Below are 10,517 nucleotides of genomic sequence, written 5' to 3'. Positions count from 1 at the left end.
AAGTTCTACGACTATATTTTATTGTTTTCAAAAATGTATGAATTTACACAGGCAGAAAATCGCCAGATTTTCGTCATTCCCGCGCAGGCGGGAATCCAGAATTTTGATATTTCTGTAATATTTTCAAGGCTTCAGGAATTTTCCACCCTGGATTCCCGCCTACGCGGGAATGACGAATCCTCACGGCTTCCGTCTGTCTACGGAAATACATTCCTAAAAATTAAAAAATATTCTATTTACCTATCTCAAACTTACGTGAGATAGACCTTTTTATTTAGCTATTTTACCTTGCAGAAAGGCGACGGGCAGGGATGCCCGTCCTACATTATTGAAATTTTTCGCTGTTTTTCAGACGGCTTGTTTTTTACAAACGCGGTAATCAGCTGTTCAGCAGCCAATACTGCAAACCGGCCAGTGTTTTGCCGTCGCGGATTTCGTCGTTTTGCAACGCCTGCTTGACGGCTTCGCGGCTCATCAATACCGTTTCGGTGATTTCGTCTTCGTCATTGCTCAAAGTGCTGCCCAAGCGCACGCCCTCGGCTTGGTAGAGGTACATTTTTTCGTCGCAGAAGCCAACGGCGGTGTAAAACGTATGCAGCAGCTTCACACTGTCGGCGGTGTAAGGCGTTTCCTCCGCCAACTCGCGCAGTGCGCATTCGGCGGGGTCTTCGCCTGCGTCCAATTTACCGGCGGGCAGCTCCAATACGGCCTGCCCTGCGGCATAGCGCCATTGGCGTACCAACACCACTTCATCCTGCTCGGTAACAGCCAGCACACAGGCCGCGCCGGGGTGGCGGATGACGATGCGGCTGCCTTCGTTGCCGCTGGGCAGGCGCACGCGGTCGCGGCTGATGGTGATAAACGTGCCTTCGTAAATGGCTTCGCCGGAAATCCGGGTTTCGGTCAAATCTGTCATAGCGGCTTCCTTTTTCTTGCTTGTCCGGCCGTCATCAGGCCGTCTGAAAAACAGATAATACGGTTTTCAGACGGCTTGTTTGCGCGGCCGGCGGCTTTAGGGGTGATAGCGGCGCGACAGCTCGTGTACGCTGTCCACCAAAATCTTGGCGTGTTCCGGATCGGCATGTTGGTTGATGCCGTGCCCCAGGTTGAACACATGGCCGCTGCCTTCGCCGTAGCCTGCCAAAATGCGGGCAACTTCGCTGCGGATGGATTCGGGCGTGCCGAACAGGGCAAACGGATCGAAATTGCCTTGCAGCGCCACTTTGTCGCCGACGCGGCGGCGTGCTTCGCCGATGTTGCACGTCCAATCCAAGCCTAGGGCATCGGCGCCGATGGCGGCCATCTGCTCCAGCCACAGGCCGCCGCCTTTGGCAAAGACAATCACGGGTACGCGGCGGCCTTCGCTTTCGCGCTTCAAGCCGGCCACAATCTGCTGCATATAGCGCAGGCTGAATTCTTGGAACGCGGCATCGCTCAATACGCCGCCCCAGGTATCGAAAATCTGCACGGCCTGCGCGCCGGCATCGATTTGGGCGTTCAGATAGGCGGTCACAGCGCGGGCGTTGACCTCCAGAATTTTATGCAGCAAATCCGGGCGCGAATACATCATGGTTTTGATGGTGCGGAATTCTTTACTGCCGCCGCCTTCGACCATATAGCAGGCCAGGGTAAACGGGCTGCCTGAAAAACCGATCAGCGGCACGCGGCCGTTTAAGGCTTTGCGGATGGAGGTCACGGCATCGAATACATAGCCGAGCTTCGCCATATCGGGTACGTCCAGCTTGGCAATGTCCGCCTCATGCTGCAGCGGGCGCTCGAATTTCGGCCCTTCGCCCTCGGCAAAATACAGCCCCAAGCCCATGGCATCGGGTACGGTCAGGATGTCGGAAAACAAAATGGCCGCGTCCAAATCGAAACGCTCCAAAGGCTGGATGGTTACTTCCGTAGCCAATTCGGTGTTTTTGCACAAATCCAAAAAGCTGCCCGCGCGGGCGCGGGTGGCTTTGTATTCCGGCAGGTAGCGCCCTGCCTGACGCATCATCCACACGGGGGTATATTCGACCGGCTCTTTGAGCAGAGCGCGTAAAAAAGTATCGTTTTTCAAAGCAGTCATGGTCATACTTTCTGTTTAAGGTAATCACAGCCCGGCTTCGGGGCTGATGTATGCGGCAACGGCAGCCTGCCTCTCAAGGCGGCTGCCGCTGCGGCTTAGGCCGTTTGCGTTTCCGGCTGCGGCGCTTCTTCTTCGTCCACCGCTTCCAGCGCCAATTTGCGCTGTGCTTCGGCTTTTTGCGGCTGGGCGGTTTCATCGAACACGCGTGCCAATGCCAGATGTGCGCTCAGGGTCGGCTCGATGGCGATGCTGGCTTCCAAATAGCCCTGCGCCTTACCCCACAGCTGCTCGCCGTAGGCCAGCTGGCCGAGATACATCAGCAGCTGGGCATTATCGGGCGTGGTTTTCAGCCAGCCTTCAGCCGTATCGATGGCTTTTTGCTGCTCGCGGTCGCTCAGATAGCGCACGCTTTCGACAAAAGGTTCGAGCAGCGCGGTATCGCCGGTTTGCGGATAATAGCGGTCCACCCACTTCACCGCCTGGCCGTACAAGCCCAAACGCTCGTATTTTCCGGCGATTTCGACGCACAGTTCACCGGCTTTCAGATTATCGGGAATGCGTTTCAAGCAGGCTTTCAATCCTGCCGCATCGGATACCTGTGCCAACAGGCGGCGGTATGCCCACAGCTGGTATTCGCCCGCTTCAAATTCGCTGACAGCGCCGGCTTTGGCCAGTTTTTCCGCTTTATCCAATACTTCCAGCGCATTGCCTTTATCGAAAGCATGACGCAGCTGCAGGCGTACCAGGCGGGTCAGATTGGGGTTGATTTGGGCGGCGGCGGCCAGATTCTGCTCGACCGTCGGATAATCGCGGCGGCCCAAAGCGGATTCCGCCAGCAGCAGATAGCGGGAAAGCTGCTGTTTTTTCGGCAGCAGTTCGATGTCTTGCAGATAGCGGTCGCGCAGAGCCAGATTATCCATTTGGTCGGCAGCGTGCGCGCCCAGCATCAAGGCCAGCGCGCGGTTGTCGCCCGCTTCTTTGTTGGACAGCACTTTGGCGGCTTCGGTTTCGGCTTTTTCAAAGCGGCCTTCAAAATACGACAAGCCCGCGGTATTCAGCGCCGCAGCGGCTTGGCGGCCTTTGCGTTCCACACCGAAACGGCGCAGGCGGCCGGGTACGTTCAGCACGCCTGCCAGCAGTCCCACCAGGAAATACAGCGCCACAACGGCGATAATCAAGCCCAGGATAAAGGCGTGCAGGTTCACGCGCAGCATGGTTTGGCCGACCACAACATATACATTGCCGGTATAAATGCCGGACACCAATGCCAAGCCTACGGCCGCGGCGAATAAGATGACAATCCAGATAACCGTTTTCATGCGGCTTCCCCTTTCGCTTTATCGGCTTGCGGCGCAGCTTCTCCGCCTTGCTGCGGTTTGGCGGCTTCAGGCTGCTTGTCTGCATTTTCAGACGGCAGCGCCGGCGCTTCCGGCGTCACCGCAGCCGGTGCAGCGGCTGAAGCAGCAGCAGGAGCCGGAGCGCTGGCGGCTTCGGCAGCAGGCTCAGCAGCCGGAGCCGAGGCGGCATCCGCAGCGGCCGGACGGATGCGCGCACCGTCCTGATAGGCGCGTACCGCCGCGAGGCTGGCTTTCAGCGCATCATCGGAAACCATGCGGACATCCAAGGCTTTGAGTTCGGCCAATTCTTTCAGCCAGGATTGGGTAGCAGGAGATTTGTTGTCGAAATACTGCTTCACGGCGGCTTCGGCATTGTTCAAATCGCTTTGGTACACCTCGCCGTTGTGCTGCATCAAGGCCGTGCGTGCATCCAGCAGGCGCAGGCGTAGGTTTTCGCGCACGAAATACATCTGCTCGGGCGCCAGCAGCATGGCGTCGTTGTTATCCAGTTTGCGGACTTCCACCAGGCCTTTCAAAGCGCCCAGCGATTTTTCCCAAGCATTTTCCCACCAGGAAAGCGATGCGTCGGTTTCGACTTTTTCCGCCGCACCCGGCTTCAGCGTACCGTCCACCACCAGCGGCAGACCGGATACGGCAGTTTCCAGTCGGTCAATACGCAAGGCCGTGCCCGATACATCAACATACGGGCGGTTTTTCAAGGCTGCCAGATCGTTGCTGACCGCCTGCTTAATCGGCAGCAGCTCCGCTTGGTCGAAGCGGCTCAGGCGGCTGTCGATGTGTGCCAACACGCCCGCCGCACCCTGCACGTTACCCGAGAGCAACAGCTGCTGGGAAGCAAGATTGAGCATGGTTTCGGCTTCGTCCACCAGCCAATCGACGCGGCCTTTCAGCAGCTCCTGATAGGCTTTTTGGCTCAGGGCAATCTGCTCGGCATTGGCTTTCTGGCCGCTGCCCAAACGCTCCAATTCGGCTTGGATAACGGTTTGACGGTTGAGGTTGTCTTTCAGCAGCGCGGCATTTTCCGACTCGCCCAAAGCGGCTTTGTCGATTTTTTGTGAAAACGCCAGCTCTTGGTTTTTCAACACGTTCTGCCCCTGCACAAACAGAAATCCGCTTGCGCCCAAGCCCAGCAGCGCCAATACCAGCGCGCCGGCGGCCAAACCTTTGCCCGAAGACTGCTGAATCACCACAGGCGCGGCGGCTTGCGGCGTGCTGTCGGACGCTTTCACCGCTGTATTTTCTGCTACGGCCTTTACTTCACTCTTAGCCGCTTTTTCAGACGGCTTGTTTTCCTGCGCACGCTCGGCCTGCTGCGCTGCCGCGCTGTCTTTGCCGGCAGGCGGCGTCTGCTCAACTTGGTTTTCCGGCTTTTGGTTTTCTGCTTGGCTCATATTCGCTCCATTGGGAAAGTGTGCCGCCAGCGCCGCTTCCGGCGATGCCGCCACATAAATCTGCTCCGCGCCCGCCTGCCTCAAGGCATCGGCCACGCGCGGGTGGTGGGTAAAGTATAACAAGGTTTTGAAGAATCGGGCGTATTGCGGCGGGATTTGTCCGAACAGGGAGCGCACCGATTCGGCGGATGCAATATAGGCCGCGCGCACGCCTTCAGGGTTAAAATCCTGCCAATTCAAATCCTTAGGCCGTCTGAAATACACTTCGGCTATATTGACCTCAAAGCCGCGGCGGCGCAAAGCCTGCGCCAGAAAATCCCGCCCGCCGTGGCCGCGCACAATCAACACGTTCGCGCCCTGCGGCAAAGCGTCCCACAGCGGCAGACGCAGCACCGCTTCGCTGTCGTTACCGTCGCTCGGGGCGTGAACGGTCTGAGCACCATAACGCGACAGGGTTTTCCGGCTCGCCTGCCCCACGGTAATCTGCGCTTTCAGGCCGTCTGAAAAATCCAGCATCGGCGCGGCGGTGTCCACAGCCGTCGGGCTGACCCAAAACACCGCATCCGCTTCGGCAAACTGCGCGGGCAGCCGCTGCAAAGCCGCTTCGTCCGCCGCGATTTTCAGCGTGCTGAACGGCACGGCATCCCAGCCGTAGCGGCGGCAGGCGGCAATATCGGCGGCGGTACGCGCTTCGGGGCGGACAATCAAAATGGTGGGCATAATCGGTTTCTCCGTCTGCGGGCATACGGGGCGCGGCCGGCAGCGGGCGTATGGTGAAGTCAATCAAAAATAACGGGCGGCAAGCGGCGGACAATACACGCCGTGCGGCTTAGTCAGCCTTGCTGGTTTCTTGGCTGCCTCCATCAATGCCGCCGCTTTTTACCACCGGATAAAATCAGAATAAAACCAAGCGCAGCACGCCGTATTATTCGGCATTAGATAACGCTGTTTGCATTCCGCCGTTTTTCAGACGGCCTTACCACAGTCCGAACCACGGCTTGCTGCCGTCTGAATTTTGCGAGCCTGTATTTCCGTTTTTCTCGCGGCGGTAGTCCCACGGTGCTTGCGGATTTTTGCCGCGCCACAGCCCCGCGCGTGCTTTTTGGGCCTGCGTTTGCGCGGCGGCGTAATCGGCATAGGCGGTTTTGCTTTGCTGCTTTTTGGCATAACTGGTGTAATGCCAGGCTGCGCCGTCGCGAATCTGCATCAGGTTTAAATCGGTCGCGCCTTTGGATACTTGCGCCACTTCGCGGTTGTAGCGGTCGATGTCGAACACGCGCACTTTGACTTTCGCGCCGTCTGCGGCGGCTTTGAGATTGTCGCGCGAACGTGCGCCGTAAGACTGCTGCAGCTCGGGCGCATCGATATAGGCCATGCGGATTTTGTGCTTGCGGCCGTGTTGGTCGGTAACTTGCAGGGTATCGCCGTCGGAAACGCGGGTCACGCGACCGCTATATGTGCTTTGCTTGGCGGCGTTGCGGCGCTCGGATGCGGCTTCCTGCTGTCCGATGCCGGCTGCCGACATCAGGTCGGTCAACACGCCCTGCCATGCGCCGCTCTTGCCGCTGCTCACGCGCTCGATTACTTCGCCGCCGAGTTTCAGCCATTGGATTTTATCGTTGCTGTAACCGAGTGCGGCCGCCAAAGCCGTTACCACGGCCAGCCATTTATACATCGCTTTGCTTCTTTATGTGTGTGCTGCGGAAAAGCCGTCTGAAAATGCTGCGCCGAACCCGGGCGCGGCCGGATATTCAGACGGCCTGCGACGGATTAGTTTTCCTGACCGGGTTTCAAAACCTTCACGCCGCCCGCAGTAGCCAGCACCAATACATCGGCAGCTTCGTGGCCGAAGATGCCGTTTTCTACCACGCCGGTAATCCGGTTGATTTCGTCTTCCATGCTGACCGGGCGGTCGATGGGGAAATTGTGTACATCGACAATCTGGTTGCCGTTGAAGGTGGTAAAGCCGACGCGCAATTCGGGCTGGCCGCCCATCGCCAGCAGCTTGCGCGACACCAGCGAGCGCGCGTGCGGAATCACTTCCACCGGCAGCGGGAATTTGCCCAGGCGCGAAACATATTTGCTCTCGTCGGCAATGCAGATAAATTTATCCGCCGCACTGGCGACGATTTTTTCGTTCAAATGCGCGCCGCCGCCGCCTTTAATCATCTGCAGCATATGGTTGACTTCGTCTGCGCCGTCCACATACACCGCCAGGCCGGTCACATCGCCCAAGGTGATTTCGGGAATGTCGTATTGCGCCATCAGAGCGCTGGATTCTTTGGACGTGGACACCGCGCCTTTGATTTTTTTGCCGCTTTTGCCCAGAGCTTCGATAAAGAAATTCACTGTAGAGCCGGTGCCGATGCCGATGTATTCGTTTTCGGGTACGAACTCGACGGCTTTTTCCGCCGCCATGCGTTTCAATTCGTCTTGCGTTGCCATGATTGTGCCTTTTTGCAGATGGGAAATGCCCTTATCTTAACATTTCTTGATGATATTGTGTTGCTCCGCCGCCTATACCGCCGCCAGCAATACCGCCGCCTGTGCTTCGATGGCTTCCATGCGCCCCAAATAACCGAGCTTTTCATTGGTTTTGCCTTTGATGTTGACGCAATCCATCGTCAAACCCAAATCGGCGGCAATATTGGCGCGCATGGCGTCGATATGCGGGCGCAGCTTCGGCTGCTGGGCGATAACGGTGCTGTCCACATTCACCACTTTCCAGCCTGCTTCGCGCACCGCGCGGTAGGCGGCACGCAGCAATTCGCGGCTGTCGGCATCTTTATGCTCGGCGGCGGTATCGGGAAACAGCTTGCCGATGTCGCCCAAGGCTGCCGCACCCAGCAGCGCATCGGTGATGGCGTGCAGCAGCGCATCGGCATCGGAATGGCCGAGCAGGCCTTTTTCAAACGGAATCTTCACGCCGCCGAGTATCAAATCGCGGCCTTCTACCAACTGATGGACATCGTAACCTTGTCCGATACGGATATTCATGGTGTTCCTTATGATGACTGTGGAATGAAACGCAACTGCTACAGCCTGCCCTGCCTGCGGGCAAGGCTGATATTTGATTGCCGAAGTGTACCATTTTTCCGGCTACCCTGCCGCTGTCGGGGAAATAAGTAGCCCATGCCTATCGTGAAATATAAAAAAGCCGTCTGAAAACAGATGCGTTTTCAGACGGCCTGTCGGCTGATCACGTCAGCCGGATTTCAGATTTACAGCGCTGCCAAAGCGGCGTTCAATGTCGCGCTCGGACGCATGGCTTGGGAGGCCAGCTCTTCGTCAGGGCTGTAATAGCCGCCGATATTGACTGCTTGGTTTTGACCCGCAGCCAATTCCGCAACGATTTTGGCTTCATTCGCAGCCAGCGTTTCGGCCAACGGTGCGAACTTGGCTTTCAGTTCGGCATCTTTGTCTTGCGCGGCCAAAGCTTGCGCCCAGTAGAGTGCGATGTAGAAATGGCTGCCGCGGTTGTCCAGCTCGCCTGCTTTGCGTTTCGGCGATTTGCCGTTGAGCAGCAGCTGCTCGGTCGCGGCATCCAGCGTGTCGGCCAAAACCTGTGCTTTGGTATTGCCGGTTTTTTGCGCCAAATGCTCCAAAGATACCGCCAGGGCCAGGAATTCGCCCAAAGAGTCCCAACGCAGATGGTTTTCTTCGAGGAATTGTTGGACGTGTTTCGGCGCAGAACCGCCGGCACCGGTTTCAAACATGCCGCCGCCGTTCATCAGCGGTACGATAGACAGCATTTTCGCGCTGGTGCCCAGTTCCAAAATCGGGAACAAGTCGGTCAGGTAGTCGCGCAATACGTTGCCGGTTACGGAAATGGTATCTTCACCGTTTTTCAGGCGTTGCAGGCTGAACTTGGTGGCTTCCACCGGCGCGAGGATACGGATATCCAAGCCGTCGGTGTCGTGGTCGCCCAAGTATTGCTCGACTTTGGCAATCAGGCTGGCATCGTGCGGACGGTTTTCATCCAGCCAGAACACGGCAGGAGTGTTGCTCAGGCGTGCGCGGTTGACGGCCAATTGCACCCAGTCTTTAACCGGAGCGTCTTTGGTTTGGCACATGCGCCAAATGTCACCGGTTTCAACGTTGTGCGCCATCAATACATTGCCGTCTGCATCCACCACTTCGACTTTGCCGTCGGCTTCGATTTCAAAAGTTTTGTCGTGCGAACCGTATTCTTCGGCTGCCTGCGCCATCAGGCCGACATTCGGCACGGTGCCCATAGTAGTCGGGTCGAATGCGCCGTTTTCGCGGCAAAAATCGATGGTGGCTTGGTACACGCCTGCATAGCTGCTGTCCGGAATCACGGCTTTGGTATCCTGCTGCTTGCCTTCTTTGTCCCACATTTGGCCGGAGCTGCGAATCATTGCGGGCATGGACGCATCGACAATCACATCGCTCGGAACGTGCAGATTGGTAATGCCTTTGTCGGAATCCACCATCGCCAAATCAGGATTGGCCGCATATACGGCGGCGATTTCGGCCTCTACGGCGGCGCGGGTTTCAGACGGCAGCTTGTCCAGGTTGGCCAACAGGTTGCCGAAACCGTTGTTGACATTCACACCGGCAGCGGCCAATTCCGCGCCGAATTTTTCAAACACGGGGGCGAAGAAGGCTTTCACGGCATGACCGAAAATAATCGGGTCGGACACCTTCATCATGGTTGCTTTCATGTGCAGCGAGAACAATACGCCGCGCGCTTTGGCATCCTGCACTTGCTCGGCCAAGAAAGCCACCAGCGCTTTTTTGCTCATCACGGTCGCATCGATGATTTCGCCGTCTTTCAGGCTGACCGGTTTGCGCAATTCTTTTTTATTGCCCGCATTGTCGGTGAAAACGATAGATACGGAGGTAGCAGACGGTACGGTAACGGATTGTTCGTTATGGAAAAAGTCGCCGGAAGTCATCGTAGAAACGTGGGTTTTGGAATCTTTGCTCCATGCGCCCATGCTGTGCGGATTTTTCTTGGCGAAGTTTTTCACCGCTTTCGGCGCACGGCGGTCGGAGTTGCCTTCGCGCAATACCGGATTGACCGCGCTGCCCTTAATGCGGTTGTAACGCTCGAGCACGGATTTTTCTTCGTCGGTTTGCGGATCGGCAGGAAAATCCGGTACGGCAAAGCCTTTGGCCTGCAATTCTTTAATCGCGGCAGTCAGTTGCGGAACAGACGCGCTGATGTTCGGCAGCTTGATTACATTCGCATCCGGCTGCTTCACCAACTCGCCCAACTGCGCCAGCGCGTCAGGTACGCGTTGCGCTTCGCTCAAATATTCCGGAAATTGCGCCAAGATACGGCCGGCCAGCGAAATATCGCTGGTTTTCACATCAATATCCGCAAACTGCGTAAACGCGCGCACGATGGGCAATAGGGATTTGGTGGCCAGCGCAGGCGCTTCGTCGGTATGAGTGTAAATAATGGTGGCTTTGTTAGTCATGGAATCTTCTCTTGTAGGTTGGGCCGCCCGCTTTGCCCCGCCCGCCGCTTCCGAAGCGGAAATCCGCCCCGCGCGGCCGGCGGCTTTTGAGCGGCAAAGCAAATCCGACCCTCAGGTTTTTCTTTTCAGCAACGGCTTCGGAAAAAGCCGCCCTTGCTTATTATGGCATATTTTAACGCGCTGCGAACAAAAGGATGCAAAAAAGCCGTCTGAAAAACGCGGTATCCGGTTTTCAGACGGCTTTGTG

10 protein-coding genes and 1 pseudogene are annotated in these 10,517 nt (G+C 57.0%); 2 read left to right on the top strand and 9 right to left on the bottom strand.

The window, feature by feature from the left end:
- The coding region (locus BDE01S_RS11565; RefSeq protein WP_218015854.1) for a hypothetical protein at positions 1 to 264 on the top strand (264 nt) is incomplete at its 5' end.
- A gap of 115 nt (positions 265 to 379) precedes the next feature.
- On the opposite strand, the gene BDE01S_RS04820 is transcribed toward BDE01S_RS11565, so the two are convergent.
- The 9 genes and pseudogenes from BDE01S_RS04820 to BDE01S_RS04785 form a co-directional block, all read right to left on the bottom strand.
- The gene (locus BDE01S_RS04820; RefSeq protein ID WP_066078018.1) at positions 380 to 916 is read right to left on the bottom strand and encodes an NUDIX hydrolase; all 537 of its coding nucleotides are present in this window, start codon (positions 914 to 916) and stop codon (positions 380 to 382) included.
- Positions 917 to 1,012: 96 nt separating this feature from the next.
- Entirely contained in the window at positions 1,013 to 2,074 is a 1,062-nt protein-coding gene (gene hemE / locus BDE01S_RS04815) for a uroporphyrinogen decarboxylase (protein WP_066078019.1), read from the bottom strand.
- Between the two features lie 95 nt (positions 2,075 to 2,169).
- Positions 2,170 to 3,393, bottom strand: a complete 1,224-nt coding sequence (locus tag BDE01S_RS04810; RefSeq protein ID WP_066078017.1) for a heme biosynthesis HemY N-terminal domain-containing protein — start codon at positions 3,391 to 3,393, stop codon at positions 2,170 to 2,172.
- Positions 3,390 to 4,823: a uroporphyrinogen-III C-methyltransferase gene (locus BDE01S_RS11680; RefSeq protein ID WP_416178192.1), complete on the bottom strand. Its 1,434-nt coding sequence runs from the start codon at positions 4,821 to 4,823 to the stop codon at positions 3,390 to 3,392. The genes BDE01S_RS04810 and BDE01S_RS11680 overlap by 4 nt, the downstream gene beginning before the upstream one ends.
- Before the next feature lie 24 nt (positions 4,824 to 4,847).
- Positions 4,848 to 5,543: pseudogene (locus BDE01S_RS11675) on the bottom strand (uroporphyrinogen-III synthase); the annotation flags it as partial.
- A 256-nt stretch (positions 5,544 to 5,799) separates the two neighbouring features.
- Positions 5,800 to 6,498, bottom strand: a complete 699-nt coding sequence (locus BDE01S_RS04800; RefSeq protein WP_066078013.1) for a thermonuclease family protein — start codon at positions 6,496 to 6,498, stop codon at positions 5,800 to 5,802.
- Positions 6,499 to 6,593: 95 nt separating this feature from the next.
- Positions 6,594 to 7,268: a ribose-5-phosphate isomerase RpiA gene (gene rpiA, locus BDE01S_RS04795; protein ID WP_066078012.1), complete on the bottom strand. Its 675-nt coding sequence runs from the start codon at positions 7,266 to 7,268 to the stop codon at positions 6,594 to 6,596.
- Positions 7,269 to 7,340: 72 nt separating this feature from the next.
- Positions 7,341 to 7,820, bottom strand: a complete 480-nt coding sequence (ispF, locus tag BDE01S_RS04790; protein WP_066078011.1) for a 2-C-methyl-D-erythritol 2,4-cyclodiphosphate synthase — start codon at positions 7,818 to 7,820, stop codon at positions 7,341 to 7,343.
- A gap of 224 nt (positions 7,821 to 8,044) precedes the next feature.
- A complete protein-coding gene (locus BDE01S_RS04785; protein WP_066078009.1) occupies positions 8,045 to 10,270 on the bottom strand; it encodes an NADP-dependent isocitrate dehydrogenase in 2,226 nt (741 codons plus the stop codon).
- Between BDE01S_RS04785 and BDE01S_RS11560 the strand changes: the two genes are divergently transcribed.
- The coding region (locus BDE01S_RS11560; protein WP_218015853.1) for a hypothetical protein at positions 10,269 to 10,517 on the top strand (249 nt) is incomplete at its 3' end. The genes BDE01S_RS04785 and BDE01S_RS11560 overlap by 2 nt on opposite strands.

Source organism: Bergeriella denitrificans NBRC 102155, assembly GCF_001592185.1.
In the GTDB taxonomy this organism is placed as follows: domain Bacteria; phylum Pseudomonadota; class Gammaproteobacteria; order Burkholderiales; family Neisseriaceae; genus Neisseria; species Neisseria denitrificans.
The sequence above is the reverse complement of the archived record's forward strand: the minus strand, read 5'-3'. Positions and strand labels throughout refer to the sequence as shown.